Annotated in this window: 10 protein-coding genes; 4 read left to right on the plus strand and 6 right to left on the minus strand. The window is 66.0% G+C overall.

Going from position 1 to position 15,763, the window contains the following annotated elements:
* The first annotated feature begins 257 nt into the window (after positions 1-257).
* Entirely contained in the window at positions 258-4,853 is a 4,596-nt protein-coding gene (gltB, locus tag G6N25_RS10595) for a glutamate synthase large subunit (RefSeq protein WP_083076926.1), read from the plus strand.
* The gene (locus G6N25_RS10600) at positions 4,846-6,312 is read left to right on the plus strand and encodes a glutamate synthase subunit beta (RefSeq protein WP_083076893.1); all 1,467 of its coding nucleotides are present in this window, start codon (positions 4,846-4,848) and stop codon (positions 6,310-6,312) included. The genes gltB and G6N25_RS10600 overlap by 8 nt, the downstream gene beginning before the upstream one ends.
* Before the next feature lie 435 nt (positions 6,313-6,747).
* On the opposite strand, the gene G6N25_RS10605 is transcribed toward G6N25_RS10600, so the two are convergent.
* The gene (locus G6N25_RS10605) at positions 6,748-7,602 is read right to left on the minus strand and encodes an LLM class F420-dependent oxidoreductase (protein WP_083076896.1); all 855 of its coding nucleotides are present in this window, start codon (positions 7,600-7,602) and stop codon (positions 6,748-6,750) included.
* 93 nt (positions 7,603-7,695) lie between these two features.
* Here G6N25_RS10605 and G6N25_RS10610 point away from each other — a divergent pair, with 93 nt between their 5' ends.
* Positions 7,696-8,703 carry a PHP domain-containing protein gene (locus G6N25_RS10610; RefSeq protein WP_083076899.1) on the plus strand — a complete coding sequence of 336 codons (1,008 nt, stop codon included), beginning with the start codon at positions 7,696-7,698 and terminating at the stop codon, positions 8,701-8,703.
* A 52-nt stretch (positions 8,704-8,755) separates the two neighbouring features.
* Here the strand turns inward: G6N25_RS10610 and vapC are convergent, their stop codons facing one another.
* From vapC to G6N25_RS10630, 4 genes are all read right to left on the minus strand, one after another.
* The gene (gene vapC, locus G6N25_RS10615; RefSeq protein WP_071512907.1) at positions 8,756-9,154 is read right to left on the minus strand and encodes a type II toxin-antitoxin system VapC family toxin; all 399 of its coding nucleotides are present in this window, start codon (positions 9,152-9,154) and stop codon (positions 8,756-8,758) included.
* Positions 9,155-9,382: a type II toxin-antitoxin system VapB family antitoxin gene (locus G6N25_RS10620; RefSeq protein WP_083076902.1), complete on the minus strand. Its 228-nt coding sequence runs from the start codon at positions 9,380-9,382 to the stop codon at positions 9,155-9,157.
* A gap of 61 nt (positions 9,383-9,443) precedes the next feature.
* Positions 9,444-10,649 (minus strand): DNA polymerase IV, encoded by a 1,206-nt coding sequence (gene dinB, locus G6N25_RS10625; RefSeq protein ID WP_083076930.1) that lies wholly within the window; start codon positions 10,647-10,649, stop codon positions 9,444-9,446.
* 216 nt (positions 10,650-10,865) lie between these two features.
* A complete protein-coding gene (locus tag G6N25_RS10630) occupies positions 10,866-11,507 on the minus strand; it encodes a TetR/AcrR family transcriptional regulator (RefSeq protein WP_083076905.1) in 642 nt (213 codons plus the stop codon).
* A gap of 76 nt (positions 11,508-11,583) precedes the next feature.
* Here G6N25_RS10630 and G6N25_RS10635 point away from each other — a divergent pair, with 76 nt between their 5' ends.
* A complete protein-coding gene (locus G6N25_RS10635) occupies positions 11,584-13,053 on the plus strand; it encodes a flavin-containing monooxygenase (RefSeq protein ID WP_083076908.1) in 1,470 nt (489 codons plus the stop codon).
* 255 nt (positions 13,054-13,308) lie between these two features.
* Here G6N25_RS10635 and G6N25_RS10640 read toward each other — a convergent pair whose 3' ends face one another.
* Positions 13,309-14,502 (minus strand): hypothetical protein, encoded by a 1,194-nt coding sequence (locus tag G6N25_RS10640; protein ID WP_142272848.1) that lies wholly within the window; start codon positions 14,500-14,502, stop codon positions 13,309-13,311.
* Between the last annotated feature and the right edge of the window lie 1,261 nt (positions 14,503-15,763).

Raw genomic sequence — 15,763 nt, forward strand, 5'->3', positions numbered from 1 at the left:
CGGCGCTGACAGCCGGCGGTTAGACTGGACGAAGTTGGCATGTCAGGCGGGTTTTGTCATATCGTTTTACGACTTGTCGAGACCGGTTCCAGGCCACCGTTCAGAGTTGCACGGACGTATCCCTAAACCGGATCATCCCCGCCTGGGGACAGCCCATCGACAAGACCGAAGGGGTTTTAGCCCGCCACCCTCGGGTGCGGCCTCGTCGGAGCCGCTCATAACGGCCGCGGAACGTTCTGGTGAAGGGTCAGGTGCATATGACGCCCAAGCGCGTTGGGTTATATAACCCCGCGTTCGAGCACGATTCGTGCGGGGTAGCCATGGTCGTCGACATGCACGGCCGTCGTAGTCGCGAAATCGTCGACAAGGCGATCACCGCGCTGCTCAACCTCGAACACCGCGGCGCTCAGGGCGCCGAGCCGCGCAGCGGTGACGGCGCGGGCATCCTGATTCAGGTCCCGGACGCGTTCCTGCGGGCAGTCGTGGACTTCGAGCTGCCCCCGCCGGGCAGCTACGCCACCGGTATCGCGTTCCTGCCGCAGTCGTCCAAGGACGCCGCGACCGCCTGCGCCGCCGTGGAAAAGATCGCCGAGGCCGAGGGCCTGCAGGTGCTGGGCTGGCGCAACGTGCCCACCGACGACTCGTCGCTGGGCGCGCTGTCCCGCGACGCAATGCCGACCTTCCGGCAGGTGTTCATGGCCGGCGCCTCCGGTATGACGCTGGAGCGCCGCGCCTACGTGGTCCGCAAGCGCGCCGAGCACGAACTCGGCACCAAGGGCCCGGGCCAGGACGGGCCCGGTCGCGAAACCGTCTACTTCCCAAGCCTGTCGGGCCAGACGTTCGTCTACAAGGGCATGCTGACCACCCCGCAGCTCAAGGCGTTTTACCTTGACCTGCAAGACGATCGGCTGACCAGCGCGCTGGGGATCGTGCACTCCCGGTTCTCCACCAACACCTTCCCGTCCTGGCCGCTCGCGCATCCGTTCCGGCGCATCGCCCACAACGGGGAGATCAACACCGTCACCGGGAACGAAAACTGGATGCGGGCCCGCGAGGCGTTGATCAAGACCGACATCTTCGGGTCCGAAGCCGACGTCGAGAAGTTGTTCCCGATCTGCACCCCCGGCGCGTCCGACACCGCGCGCTTCGACGAGGCGCTCGAACTGCTGCACCTGGGCGGGCGCAGCCTGGCCCACGCCGTGTTGATGATGATCCCGGAGGCCTGGGAACGCCACGACTCGATGGATCCCGCGCGGCGGGCGTTCTATCAGTACCACGCCTCGTTGATGGAGCCGTGGGACGGCCCGGCGTCGATGACGTTCACCGACGGCACCGTCATCGGCGCCGTGCTCGACCGAAATGGCTTGCGCCCCTCCCGGATCTGGATCACCGACGACGGCCTGGTGGTGATGGCCTCCGAGGCCGGCGTGCTCGACCTGGACCCGGCGAAGGTGGTCCGCCGGATGCGGCTGCAGCCCGGCCGGATGTTCCTGGTGGACACCGCCCAGGGCCGCATCGTCTCCGACGAGGAGATCAAGGCGGAGCTGGCCGCCGCGCATCCCTACCAGGAGTGGCTCGACAAGGGGCTGGTTCCGCTCGAAGACCTGCCGCAGGGCGACTACACGCGGATGGCCCATGAGCGGCTTGTCATGCGGCAGTTGGCTTTCGGCTATACCTACGAGGAACTCAACCTGCTGGTGGCGCCCATGGTGCGCACCGGCGCCGAGCCGATCGGTTCCATGGGCACCGACACCCCGGTCGCGGTGCTCTCGCAGCGCCCCCGGATGCTGTTCGACTACTTCCAGCAGCTTTTCGCCCAGGTGACCAACCCGCCGCTGGACGCGATCCGCGAGGAGGTGGTGACCAGCCTGCAGGGCACCACCGGCGGGGAGTGCGACCTGCTCAACCCGACCGAGGAGTCCTGTCACCAGATCGTGCTGGCGCAGCCGATCCTGCGTAACCACGAGCTGGCCAAGCTGGTCAACCTCAACCCCGACGACAATGTCCATGGCCGTCCACATGGCATGTCGTCCAAGGTGATTCGCTGTCTGTACCCGGTGGCCGAGGGCGGCGCCGGGCTGGCCGCCGCGATGGACGAGGTGCGTGCGCAGGCGTCGGCGGCGATCGCCGAGGGCGCCCGGATGATCATCCTGTCCGATCGCGACTCCGACGAGCGGATGGCCCCGATACCGTCGCTGCTGTCGGTCGCCGGGGTGCACCACCATCTGGTGCGGGAACGGACCCGCACCCAGGTGGGCCTGGTGGTCGAATCCGGTGATGCCCGCGAGGTGCACCACATGGCGGCGCTGATCGGCTGCGGCGCGGCCGCCGTCAACCCCTACCTCGCGTTCGAGTCGATCGAGGACATGCTCGACCGCGGCGTCTTGGACGGCGCCGGGAACGGGATCGACCGCACGACGGCGTTGAACAATTACGTCAAGGCCGCGGGCAAGGGCGTGCTGAAAGTGATGTCCAAGATGGGCATCTCGACGCTGGCCTCCTACACCGGCGCGCAACTGTTCCAGGCGGTCGGCATCTCCGAGGACGTGCTCGACGAGTACTTCACCGGGCTGAGTTGCCCGACCGGCGGGATCACCCTGGACGACATCGCCGCCGACGTCGCCACCCGCCACAGGCTGGCGTACCTCGACCGGCCCGACGAACGCGCGCACCGCGAGCTCGAGGTGGGCGGCGAGTACCAGTGGCGCCGCGAGGGCGAGTACCACCTGTTCAACCCCGAGACCGTGTTCAAGCTGCAGCACGCGACCCGCACGGGGCAGTACAAGATCTTCAAGGAATACACCCGTCTGGTCGACGACCAGAGCGAGCGGCTGGCGTCGCTGCGCGGGCTGCTCAAGTTCCGCGGCGATGTGCGGCCCCCGGTTCCGCTGGACGAGGTCGAGCCGGCAACCGAAATCGTCAAGCGCTTCTCCACGGGCGCGATGAGCTACGGCTCGATCTCCGCGGAGGCGCACGAGACGCTGGCCATCGCCATGAACCGCCTCGGTGGCCGGTCCAACAGCGGCGAGGGCGGCGAGGACGTCAAGCGGTTCGAGCGCGATCCCAACGGGGACTGGCGGCGCAGTGCGATCAAGCAGGTCGCCTCCGCCCGGTTCGGGGTCACCTCGCACTACCTGACCAACTGCTCCGACATCCAGATCAAGATGGCCCAGGGCGCCAAACCCGGTGAGGGCGGCCAGCTTCCAGGCCACAAGGTGTACCCGTGGGTCGCCGAGGTCCGGCACTCCACGCCCGGCGTCGGGCTGATCTCGCCGCCGCCGCACCACGACATCTACTCCATCGAGGACCTGGCGCAGCTGATCCACGACCTGAAGAACGCCAACCCGTCCGCACGCGTGCACGTCAAGCTCGTGTCGGAGAACGGGGTTGGCACGGTGGCGGCCGGGGTGTCCAAGGCGCACGCCGACGTGGTGCTGATCTCGGGGCACGACGGCGGCACCGGGGCCACCCCGCTGACCTCGCAGAAGCACGCGGGCGCCCCATGGGAGCTAGGGCTGGCCGAGACCCAGCAGACGTTGCTGCTCAACGGGTTACGCGACCGGATCGTGGTCCAGGTGGACGGGCAGCTCAAGACCGGGCGCGACGTGATGATCGGCGCGCTGCTCGGCGCCGAGGAGTTCGGCTTCGCCACCGCCCCGCTGGTGGTGGCGGGCTGCATCATGATGCGGGTGTGCCACCTGGACACCTGCCCGGTCGGCGTGGCCACCCAGAACCCGGTGCTCCGCGAGCGGTTCACCGGCAAGCCCGAGTTCGTCGAGAACTTCTTCCTGTTCATCGCCGAAGAGGTCCGGGAGTACATGGCGCAGTTGGGCTTCCGCACGTTCAACGAGGCCGTCGGGCAGGTGGCGTCGTTGGACACCACCCTGGCGCGGGCGCATTGGAAGGCCCACAAGCTGGACCTGACACCGGTGCTGCACGAGCCGGAGTCGGCGTTCATGAACCAGGACCTGTACTGCAGCTCGCGGCAGGACCACGGCCTGGACAAGGCGCTCGATCAGCAGTTGATCGTGATGAGCCGCGAGGCGCTGGACTCCGGCAAACCGGTCCGGTTCTCCACCACGATCGGCAACGTCAACCGCACGGTGGGCACCATGCTCGGCCACGAGCTGACGAAAGCCTATGGCGGCCAGGGCTTGCCGGACGGGACCATCGACATCACCTTCGACGGATCCGCCGGCAACAGCTTCGGCGCCTTCGTGCCCAGGGGGATCACCCTGCGCGTCTACGGCGACGCCAACGACTACGTCGGCAAGGGCCTGTCCGGTGGCCGGATCGTGGTGCGGCCGTCCGACAACGCGCCGCAGGACTACGTCGCCGAGGACAACATCATCGGCGGCAACGTGATCCTGTTCGGCGCCACCAGCGGCGAGGCCTACCTGCGCGGCGTGGTCGGCGAACGGTTCGCGGTCCGCAACTCCGGCGCCCACGCCGTGGTCGAGGGCGTCGGCGACCACGGTTGCGAGTACATGACCGGCGGCAAGGTCGTCATCCTGGGCCGCACCGGCCGCAACTTCGCGGCGGGCATGTCCGGCGGCGTGGCCTACGTGTACGACCCGGAGGGCGAATTGCCGAACAACCTCAACACCGAAATGGTGGAGCTCGAGACCCTCGACGAGGACGACGTGGAGTACCTGCACGCCACCGTCCAGGCGCACGTCGACGCCACCGATTCCGCGGTGGGACAGCGGATCCTGTCCGATTGGCCGGCGCAGCGGCGACATTTCGTCAAGGTGATGCCACGGGACTACAAGCGGGTGCTGCAGGCCATCGCCGAGGCGGAACGCGACGGCGTGGATGTCGACAAGGCGATCATGGCGGCCGCGCATGGCTGATCCCACCGGCTTCCTGAAATACACGCATCGGGAACTGCCGAAGCGCCGGCCTGTCCCGCTGCGGCTGCGCGACTGGAACGAGGTCTACGAGGACTTCGACGAAGAGACCCTGCGGCATCAGGCCGCCCGCTGCATGGACTGCGGTATTCCCTTCTGCCACAACGGCTGTCCGCTGGGCAACCTGATCCCGGAATGGAACGACCTGGTGCGGCGGGGACGCTGGCGCGACGCGATCGAGCGGCTGCACGCCACCAACAACTTTCCGGACTTCACCGGACGGCTGTGCCCGGCGCCGTGCGAGCCGGCGTGCGTGCTGGGCATCAACCAGGATCCGGTGACGATCAAGCAGATCGAGCTGGAGATCATCGACCGCGCCTTCGAAGAAGGCTTTGTGGTGCCGCTGCCCCCGGACAAGCTGACCGGCAAGAAGGTGGCCGTGGTCGGCTCGGGGCCGGCTGGTTTGGCCGCCGCCCAGCAGCTCACCCGCGCCGGCCACAGCGTGACCGTCTTCGAGCGCGACGACCGCATCGGCGGGCTACTGCGCTACGGCATCCCGGAATTCAAGATGGAAAAGCGCGTCCTGAACCGGCGGCTGGACCAGATGCGCGCCGAGGGCACCGAATTCCGGCCCGGCGTCAACGTCGGGGTCGACATCACCGCCGAGCAACTGCGCGCCGACTTCGACGCGGTGGTGCTGGCCGGCGGCGCCACCGCCTGGCGCGACCTGCCCATCCCCGGCCGGGAGCTGGACGGCGTCCACCAGGCGATGGAATTTTTGCCGTGGTCCAACCGCGTTCAGGAGGGCGACGACGTCCTCGGCGAGGACGGCGAGCCGCCGATCACCGCCAAAGGCAAGAAGGTCGTCATCATCGGCGGCGGCGACACCGGGGCCGACTGCCTGGGCACCGTGCACCGGCAGGGCGCGGCCGCCGTGCACCAGTTCGAGATCATGCCGCGCCCGCCGGACGAGCGCGCCCAGTCCACCCCCTGGCCGACCTACCCACTGATGTACCGGGTGTCGTCGGCGCACGAAGAGGGCGGCGAACGGGTGTTCTCGGTCAACACCGAGGAGTTCGCCGGCGACGACGGCCGCGTGACCGCGCTCAAGGCGCACGAGGTGGCCATGCGGGACGGCAAGTTCGTCAAAGTCGAGGGCTCGGACTTCGAGATCGAGGCCGACCTGGTGTTGCTGGCGATGGGATTCGTCGGTCCGCAGAGGGAGGGCCTGCTCACCGACCTCGGGGTGAAGCTCACCGAGCGCGGCAACGTCGCGCGCGGCGCCGACTACGACACCTCGGTCCCCGGTGTTTTCGTTGCCGGTGACATGGGTCGCGGCCAGTCGTTGATCGTTTGGGCGATAGCCGAGGGCAGGGCCGCGGCGGCGGGGGTGGACCGGTATTTGATGGGTTCGACGGCCCTCCCGGCGCCCATCAAGCCAACGGCCGCACCGCTTCAGTAGTCACACCAGCCACATTAGAAACAGACTTATATTCGTCCGGCGTTTCTGCGACAGTTTGCCAGACGACTGTTGTCTAATGGGCCGTTGTGGGCCTCGTCACATGGACGCGACATGGGAGTCCAGTGGAACGGACCGATCGCAGGAGTGATCACTGTGCATATCAACCCAGTACCTCGGTCGCGGATGGGGCGAATCGCCTGGTCATGGTTTCGTCATCCGGTAAAGAGCCGCGAGTTTCCCGCTAAGAACGAGCGCCTGGTCACCGCCGAGGAGCTGCTGCTGTTCGGGGTGTAATCACCTCAGACGGGCGTGCGCGCTGATACGCGGACGTTTGCTCGGCGAGCGACCGGCCGCGACCATCCCGAACGCACCGAAATCTACGTTAGCGTGACGTCCACTCGATCTTTGCGCGCTCCCGTCGATTTCGATGCGCGGCTATCGGGGTGACAACAGCCCCGAATCCCGGATCGCCTCCGCCAGCGGTTCCAGGACGGCGGGGTCGTGCGGCGGCGAGAGGTAGACGATCCCGAGGTCCAGGCCTTCGGCGGCCAGCCCGGCCGCGTCCGCGATGACCTTCCCGTAGTCGCGGTCCGGCCCCAGGCCGAGATGGGCCGACAGGGTGATTTCCTTCGGATCGCGCCCGATGTCCGCGCAGTGTGAGGCGAGCACGTCGCGCTTGTGGGCGAATAGCTCCGGCGGGCCGCCGACGAAGTTCCAATGCTGGGCGTAGCGGGCGGTGATCCGCAGCGTGCGTTTCTCCCCGCTACCGCCGATGCAGATCGGCGGGTGCGGGCGCTGCACGCCCGTGGGCTCGTTGCGGGCGGCCTTGAGTTGGTAGTACGTGCCGTCGAAGTCGGTAGTCTCGTGGCTCAGCAGGCTGGTCAGCACCTCGCAGGCCTCCTCGAACCGGTCGAAGCGTTCCTTGATGGAGCCGAGCTCGATGCCGTAGGCACCGGACTCCTCCTCGTTCCACCCCGCGCCGATTCCCAGCTCCAGCCGCCCGTTCGAGATGATGTCCAGTGCCGCGGCCATGTTGGCCAGCACCGCGGGGTGTCGGTAGTGGATGCCGGTGACCAGCGTCCCCAGCCGCAGCCGCTTGGTGGCCTGCGCCAGCGCGGTCAGCGTCGTCCAGCCCTCCAGGCAGGGCCCGTCGCTGTCGGAGAAGATCGGGTAGAAGTGGTCGAAGGTCCACCCGGACTCGTAGACGTCGATGTCGTCGGCGGCCTGCCAGACGGCCAGCATGTCGGCCCAGGTGGTGTTTTGCGGTGAGGTTTTGAACGCGAATCGCATGAACTCGACGTTAGCCGATCTTTATGAAGCGCAACTAAACTCCGTCCACCGGTGACCGGCGGGCCGCCGCGCCTCGGCGGGCACACTGGAGCCATGGACCCGGTAGCTGCTTTGCGGCAGATCGCCTACTACAAGGACCGCAGCCGCCACGACCCCAGGCGGGTGATGGCCTACCGCAACGCCGCCGACATCATCGAGGGTCTCGACGACGCCGAGCGGGAGCGCCACGGCCAGGCCAACAGCTGGCAGAAGCTGCCGGGCATCGGGCCCAAGACCGCGAAGGTCATCGACCAGGCGTGGTCCGGTCGTGAGCCCGACCTGTTGGTCGAATTGCGTTCCGCCGCTGAGGATCTCGGTGGCGGCGACGTCCGTGCCGCGCTGCGCGGGGATCTGCACCTGCATTCGAACTGGTCGGATGGGTCGGCGCCGATCGACGAGATGATGGCGACGGCGTCCGCGCTGGGCCACGAGTACTGCGCGTTGACCGATCATTCGCCGCGGCTGACGATCGCCAACGGGCTGTCGCCGGAGCGGTTGCGCGCGCAGCTCGATGTGATCGATGGGCTGCGCGCCGAGTTCGCGCCGATGCGCATCCTTACCGGGATCGAGGTCGACATCCTCGAGGACGGCGGCCTGGATCAGGAGCCCGGGATGCTGGAGCGCCTGGATGTCGTGGTGGCCAGCGTGCACTCGAAGCTGTCGATGGACTCCGCGGCGATGACCCGCCGGATGATCAACGCCGTGTCCAATCCGCACGCCGACGTGCTCGGCCACTGCACGGGCCGGCTGGTCTCCGGCAACCGCGGCATCCGGCCCGAATCGAAGTTCGACGCCGAGGCGGTGTTCGCCGCCTGCCGGGACCATGGGACGGCGGTGGAGATCAATTCCCGCCCCGAGCGCCGGGACCCGCCGACGCGTCTGCTCAAGCTGGCGCTGGAGATCGGCTGTCTGTTCAGCATCGACACCGACGCGCACGCGCCGGGTCAGCTGGACTTCCTCGGCTACGGCGCCCAGCGCGCGGTGGATGTGGGCGTGCCCGTCGACCGGATCGTCAACACGTGGCCGGCCGAGCGGTTGCTGGAGTGGACGGGTGCGAACTGATCAATACCGCTACGCCACAGCGGTATTCGACGTGCAACAAGTGGTATCCAAGTCAGAACAAGGGCTCGGTTTGTAGTCCGCAATGCGTGCGGATCACCTCGTAATCACGATCACGATGTGCCACAGTGACCCCGATCCGCAGCGCCATCGCGGCCACCTGGCAATCGATCAGGCTGCGTACGGTGTCACCACCGCGACGACAGCGCCGGTGGATAGCGGCCGCATCTTCTGCGTCCCGCACGGGGGCAAACGGCTCGATATTGAACCGTTGCAGTAGTCGCCTCCGCCGTATTGCCTTGGACTCGTCGGTCGTACCGATCAGCAGTTCCATCATCACGACCTCAGGGACGATCACCTGCGAGTTGGCGGCAATGCGATCTGCTAGCCAGCGGCTGGCGAGCGACTCAGAGGTGGTCAGAAATTCAATCCAGACCGACGTGTCGACGATCATCTAAGACTGGTCTGCGAGGCCTATGCCCGTGTCCGAAAACGATTCGATCTCATCATTGGTGAAATCGAAACCGCTGCCCTGGAGTGCCAACGCCTCATCGCGGTCTAACGGTTCACCCACGAGCCTGCGCAGTGCGAGGTCAACGGCACTCCGCTTCGAATCCAGTCGATACATTCGCTGCGCGGCGGCCACAAGTTCGTCGTTGATTTCGATGTTGGTCCGCGACATAACACCATCATGCACTATTAGGTGTAAGACGGCGAGAGCGAGGCGACCCGTGCGAATGCTGCTAGTCCGGCAGGTGCGGCATTTCGAGGCCCGGGTCGCGGCCGACGAGCACCGCGGGCGTGAGCGCGGATCGGCCGTAGCGTTCCCGTACCCGGTCGATCGCCGCGTCGACCTCGTCGCGGCGGGATGCCTCGCCGAACGGCAGCAGCAGCTGCTGGGCGCCGCTGCGGTCGATGCTCGACACCGCGAAGCCGACCAGCGTCAGCCCGCGCTGCGCGATCAGGGGCTCCGCCGCCGCGACCAACTGCCGGGCGGCCGCCAGGATGGGCGGCGTCGACGACGTGGCCCACGGCAACGTGTGCGACCGCGTCGCCCGGCCGAAGTCATCGAACCGCAGGCGTAGCGTCACCGTGCGCCCGGTGCGTCCGGCGGCGCGCATCCGGCCGGTGATCCGGTCGATCAGGTTGACCACCACGGCGTCGACCTCGGTGGCCGACATGCGATTCCCGGCGCGACCCAGCGCCCGCTGGGCGCCCACGGACCGGCGACGCACACCGGTCGTCACCCGGCGGCGGTCGATGTTGCGGGACAGCGCGTACAGCTGGCGGCCCATCGCCGCGCCCAGCAGGGAGGCCAGCATCGACTCGCTGAGCTCGGCGACGTCGGCGACGGTCGTGATGCCGTGCGCGTGCAGTTTTTCGGCGGTCTTGGCGCCCACACCCCAGAGCCGACGCACCGGCAGCGGGCGCAGGAATGCCAGCTCTCGATCGGGCGGCACCAGCAGGAGTCCGTCGGGCTTGGCTTCTTGGCTGGCGACCTTGGCGAGAAACTTGGTCCGGGCGACGCCGACGGTGATGGGCAGGCCGACGCGGTCGCGCACGTCGGCGCGCAGCCGCTCCGCGATCTGGACCGGCGTGCCGGAGACCCGGCGCAGGCCGCCGACGTCGAGGAAGGCCTCGTCCACCGACAGCGGCTCCACGATCGGTGTGCAATCGCGAAACACCTCGAACACGGCGTCGCTGGCGCGGCTATAGGCGCCCATCCGGGGCGGCACCACCACGGCGCGCGGGCACAGGCGCCGCGCCTGCGCCCCGCCCATCGCCGTGCGCACGCCGTAGGCCTTGGCCTCGTAGCTGGCCGCCAGCACCACCCCGCCGCCGACGATCACCGGGCGGCCCCGCAGCGCCGGGTCGTCGCGCTGTTCGACGGACGCGTAGAAGGAGTCCAGGTCCGCGTGCAGGATGGACGCATCGCACCGCACGAACAGATGTTCGCACGCGGGTGTGACAGCTAAGGCCTGACGTTGGCTGACGGTTCGTGACTCGGGGCGGGTCACGCCGGCCACGTCGTGGTGGTCACAATTGTCACATGCGTCTCGGCGTGGCGGGCACACACGCTTTTGCCCGCTTCACAGCGACAAAAAAGCGGTCAGCAGTCGCTCATAAGTAGGTAACAACCCCCGACGAACTCACGGACCTGACGTCTAGCCGGGCTCGCCGTAGATGCTGGTGACCCAGATGTGGGTGAGGGTGTCGACGACCCGGTCCTCGTCGACCGCGGGGGTCTCGGCGGACAGGGCGGCCATCATGGTGCGCTCGTTCATCTGGTTCAGCGACGTCGCCAGGTCCGCCGCCGGGATGGTCTCCGGCGCGGCGCCGCGCGCCCGCTCGGCGGTGATCATGGCCGCCGTCTGGTCGATCCACTTCTGCATGAACCCCAACCACGTCGCCCGCAGCTCCGAGCTGGTGGCCAGCGCCTCCGTCGCGGCCCGCGCCAGCGGCCGGTGCGTGGCGAATGCGGTGAAGAACGCCTTGATGCCGTTGCGCCACACCCGCCGCGGGTCCGTCGGTAGCCGCTGCACCGCGCCGTCGAACTCGGAATCGGCCCGGGCGATCACCGGCTCCAGCAGCGACAGCAGCACCGCCTCCTTGGACTTGAAATAGAAGTAGAACGTCGGCCGCGACAGGCCGGCGCCCTTGGCCAGGTCGTCGACCGAGATGTCGGCGAGCGATCGCTCTTCCAGCAGCCGCTCGGCGGTCGCCAGGATCGCCTGCTCGCGGTCGTCGCCCGAGGGCCGCATGGAACGGCGGCCACGCAGGGCACGAGTCTGGCCGGCGGTAGTCACGGCGGCTACTTTACACGGAGTCGAAAGTTTCGACACCCCGTTGACGCACTCGACACCGCGTTGATAACGTGGCCCCATGACTGAGCACCTCGACGTCGTCATCGTGGGCGCCGGCATCTCCGGCGTGAGCGCCGCCTGGCACCTGCAGGACCGCTGCCCGACCAAGAGCTACGCCATCCTCGAACGCCGCGACGATCTGGGCGGCACATGGGACCTGTTCAAGTACCCCGGCATCCGCTCGGACTCGGACATGTTCACCCTCGGGTTCCGGTTCAAGCCGTGGCGCTCGGCGAAGTCGATCGCCGACGGCGCCTCGATCAAGGCCTATATCAGGGAGACGGCGGTCGAGAGCCGGATCGACCGGCACATCCGCTACCGCCACCGGGTTCTGGCCGCCGACTGGTCCGACGCCGACAACCGCTGGACTTTGACCGTGGAGAACGACGGCCGCCGGTACGACATCACCTGCTCCTTCCTGCTCGCCTGCACCGGCTACTACAACTACGACGAGGGATACACGCCCACCTTCCCCGGCTCCGAGGACTTCGAGGGCACGATCGTCCACCCGCAGCACTGGCCGGAAGACCTTGACTACCAGGGCAAGAAGATCGTCGTCATCGGGTCCGGCGCCACCGCGATCACGCTGATCCCGGCTCTGGTGAACTCGGGCTCCGGTCATGTCACGATGCTGCAGCGCTCGCCGACCTACATCGGCTCACTGCCCGGGGTTGACCCCTTCGCCGTGCGGGCCAACCGGTGGCTGCCGGACCGCCTTGCGCATATCGCGAATCGCTGGAAAGCCATCGCGTTCAGCACCTTCCAGTATCAGTTGTCCCGGAAACGCCCCGCCTACATGCGCAAGACGTTGATGACGATGGCGCAGCGACGCCTGCCGAAGGGCTACGACGTCGAAAAGCACTTCGGGCCCAGTTACAACGTCTGGGACCAGCGGCTGTGCCTGGCCCCCGACGGCGATTTCTTCCGGACTATCCGGCACGGCAAGGCGGACGTCGTCACCGACACCATCGACCGGTTCACCAAGTCCGGGATCAGGCTCACCTCGGGTGAGGAGTTGCAGGCCGACATCATCGTCACCGCAACGGGATTGAACATGCAGTTGCTGGGTGGGGTGCAGCCGTCGAGGAACGGTGAGCCCTTCGAACTGACATCGTTGATGACCTACAAGGGCTTGATGTTCTCCGGCGTCCCCAATTTCGCCATCACCTTTGGGTACACGAATGCGTCGTGGACGCTGAAGGCCGACCTGGTCTCCGAATTCGTCTGCCGGTTGCTGAACTACATGGATGCCAAGGGTTTTGACACCGTGGAGCCGCAGCGGCCGGGCGTTGACGTTGACGAGTTGCCGTTCATGGACTTCAACCCGGGCTACTTCCAGCGTTCGGTGCACATGCTCCCCAAATCGGGGTCGCGCGCGCCGTGGCGGCTCAAGCAGAACTACTTCTTTGACATGCGCACGATCCGGCGCGGCAAGATCGACGACGAGGGCCTGCGGTTCGCCAAAAAGCCTGCGGCGGTTGCTGTTTAGGGCGATGCACTGGATGCACGGCTGTCGAGAAGTTTCTTTACGGGTATCAACGGAGCCGTGACCGCATGCTGCACGGGTGGGTATCGGCGTGATGGAGGAAACCTGGCCGACTGCCATCCAAGCCGGCAGTGGTCTCGGAGTAACGGATCGCCACACGCCCAGCTGAGAAGCACATCAATAACGATGGGCCCCTTCTTGCGAAGGGGCCCATCGCCGTTGGTGGTCACCGGCTCGCATCGGCGACCGCCGCCGGGCTTACAGCAACTTGAGCAGGTTGGCGATCAACAACCCGATTTGGCCCGCCAGCGCTCCGCCGAAGTTGCTAATCATCGACGGGAGGTTCGACACGAACGAGGGGAGGCTTTGTAGCATTGCGGTCAATTGAGTGCTAAAGGTGTTGATCATGGGACTCCACCCGTTGGTCAGGGTATTCACGAATTGCTGCACTGTGGTGGCGCCAGGGGCGGCCATTCCCGGGCCGAATGTTTGCTGGCCAAAGGTGATGTAGTGCTGGAGCCATCCAGTCGGTGCAAGAGTTAAGAGTCCATTGATTAAGTTTGTCCGGGTCGCGCTCTGGGGGACGCCCTTGAGTAGGGCGTCAACGAACGCGCCAGGAGTATTCAATAAATACGTGAGTGCCGTTGTCGGATTTCCAGCATTCCACGCCTGCAACGCCGAATTAAGCGAGGGCCCGATACCCTTGGAAATGAGTGAGAGAGACGTCGAAGCAAGTTGGTCGCCGACTATCGACAGCAAGTTGTTTGAGGAGAAGGTAGGTGTGGAAATCGTCCAATTGTACAGGTTTGAGACATTCGCTAGCACACTACTTGGGATACGCAAGATACCTTCCAGCGGCGCACCGATACCGATGAATGGTCCTGATATCCACCCGGACAGAATTAGATTCAGCGCAGTGCTAATGGAAGTTTTGCTGCCAGTTGCGAGGATGGCATTCGCGTTGGTGATAGCCTGCCAGGCGGTGCCGTTCGGGCCGAAAGTCTTGACGGCCGCCAAGCCCGCCTGCTGGTATGCCGAGACGTAGGCGTTGGCGTAGCCGACCCAGTTATCACCGATCTGCTGCAAGACCGGGAACGGATCCGCAAGCCACTCACTGGCAAGCACCGGCAGATTGGTGACGACCGTCTGGTAAGCGTCATTCCAGGTCTGGACGACGAGGTTGCCGGTGATGGAGCTGACAACATCCCCGGGGACGGCGGCCGCGGCCGCTCCGCTGCTGGCGAGGGAGGCGAGTTGGTTTTCCATACCGGCGAACAGGTCCATCATGCCGCTGCTGGCGTCGGTGAGTTGGATGTCTGACACGCTCAGCTGGCGTAGTTGTTGGGTCACGTGAAGGCCGGGCAGGTGCTGGGCCATCGGGCCTGCGGCGAGGATTGCGGCGCTGGCCAGAGCGACTCCAGCGGTGATGTGGGGGCGGGCTGCGAGATCCACGACCATCTCCTTTGCACAATTCTGAATAACGACGAAATGAACGTACCTGCCAATTATGTTGAGCGAATTGTGAGCGACAAACTAGGTAATTAACTCTGGTGGTATGCATTAGCGGCAAACCTGATCTAAGCGAATGGGACGCTATTATCCGAATTGGTCTAAATGGAAGGCCCTGCCACAAGCATTTATTGGCAGTATTGGAGTTAACGTGGCGCGACGTGGTTGTCGGGTGTCGACAGCACCATGAGGGGAGGGCGTCGTCGCGCAACGTCGCCCTCAGGACCGCCCGCATTGATTGCCGGTGGATTTCACGCGCAGCACCACGGCATGCTGACGCGAGCGGCCAGCTAAAACACTCATACGGCTTGTCCGTACAGCGACGGCCCAAGAAGGTAACCGTCGGTGGAGTCACAGACAACCAACGAAGGTCAGCGCACGCCAGGCCGGACAGCGCCGGTGTGTGCTTGTGGGACAAGTCAATCCGATCACGTCCGGCGATCCACAAGCGGTCGTCGGGGATAAGGGTCGGGCACGCCACACCCGCCACCTCTTCTGGGTGGGCTGTAAAGCAGTGCGCACGGGAGTGGCCCCGGTGATCACGGCGGGGTGATCGCCGAAGGGGTTCGGCCAACTCAGAGCAGCAGTAGACCCGGTGGGTGCGGGACGGCCTTTCGTCACTGGCCGCTATTGGCCGTCGCAGATCAGTTGACCGAAGATTGAGGCGCATCGCGAAGTCATCGTGCGCTGTGTGCCGCGACGGATCGCAGCGCCTCGGCGACGAGCACCGTCTGGCCGCATCGGTGTAGGCAGTGACGCGCTATCTCTCAGCAAATACGGGAGCGGTCCTGTATACCCTGGCGAGCAATCGTGTTGCTGCGGTAGTAGCTATCTTAAGCACGGGGGGCGAATGTGGATCGGATCGCTACCGATAAGTAATTTCATTTTAAACTATTACATCGGGGGCCATAGTTTGCTGCTGACACATATGCGGCGCAGCTACCAGGATCTTTTAAACCTGTGATGATTGCGGACCTGGACGTTGGCGAAGCGATCACCTTAAGCTTCTCTAAAACGCCACGGGCCCAGGTTCTTGGCAGGTACTTCGAGCAGCTCGTCCCCACGTGACCGCCCGAGTTGCTCTGGGCGTACGAGCACCATCTCCGTAGGTCAGCGTGGGTGGGGGCCGCGGTGAATGCGAACCCGGTGTCGGGACTCTAAGCGATTGCGGACCTTGAGACTTCATGCCTGGTCTGCCCGTTGA

The organism is Mycobacterium heidelbergense (genome assembly GCF_010730745.1).
GTDB classification, from domain to species: Bacteria; Actinomycetota; Actinomycetes; order Mycobacteriales; family Mycobacteriaceae; genus Mycobacterium; species Mycobacterium heidelbergense.

What these genes read in the sequence shown, in the direction of transcription:
- G6N25_RS10610 (WP_083076899.1), top strand. Translation starts at nt 7,696, where the DNA reads ATGGACCCGGTAGCTGCTTTGCGGCAGATCGCCTACTACAAGGACCGC.
- G6N25_RS10605 (WP_083076896.1), bottom strand. Translation starts at nt 7,602, where the DNA reads ATGCGATTCGCGTTCAAAACCTCACCGCAAAACACCACCTGGGCCGAC.
- G6N25_RS10600 (WP_083076893.1), top strand. Translation starts at nt 4,846, where the DNA reads ATGGCTGATCCCACCGGCTTCCTGAAATACACGCATCGGGAACTGCCG.
- vapC (WP_071512907.1), bottom strand. Translation starts at nt 9,154, where the DNA reads ATGATCGTCGACACGTCGGTCTGGATTGAATTTCTGACCACCTCTGAG.
- G6N25_RS10635 (WP_083076908.1), top strand. Translation starts at nt 11,584, where the DNA reads ATGACTGAGCACCTCGACGTCGTCATCGTGGGCGCCGGCATCTCCGGC.
- G6N25_RS10620 (WP_083076902.1), bottom strand. Translation starts at nt 9,382, where the DNA reads ATGTCGCGGACCAACATCGAAATCAACGACGAACTTGTGGCCGCCGCG.
- gltB (WP_083076926.1), top strand. Translation starts at nt 258, where the DNA reads ATGACGCCCAAGCGCGTTGGGTTATATAACCCCGCGTTCGAGCACGAT.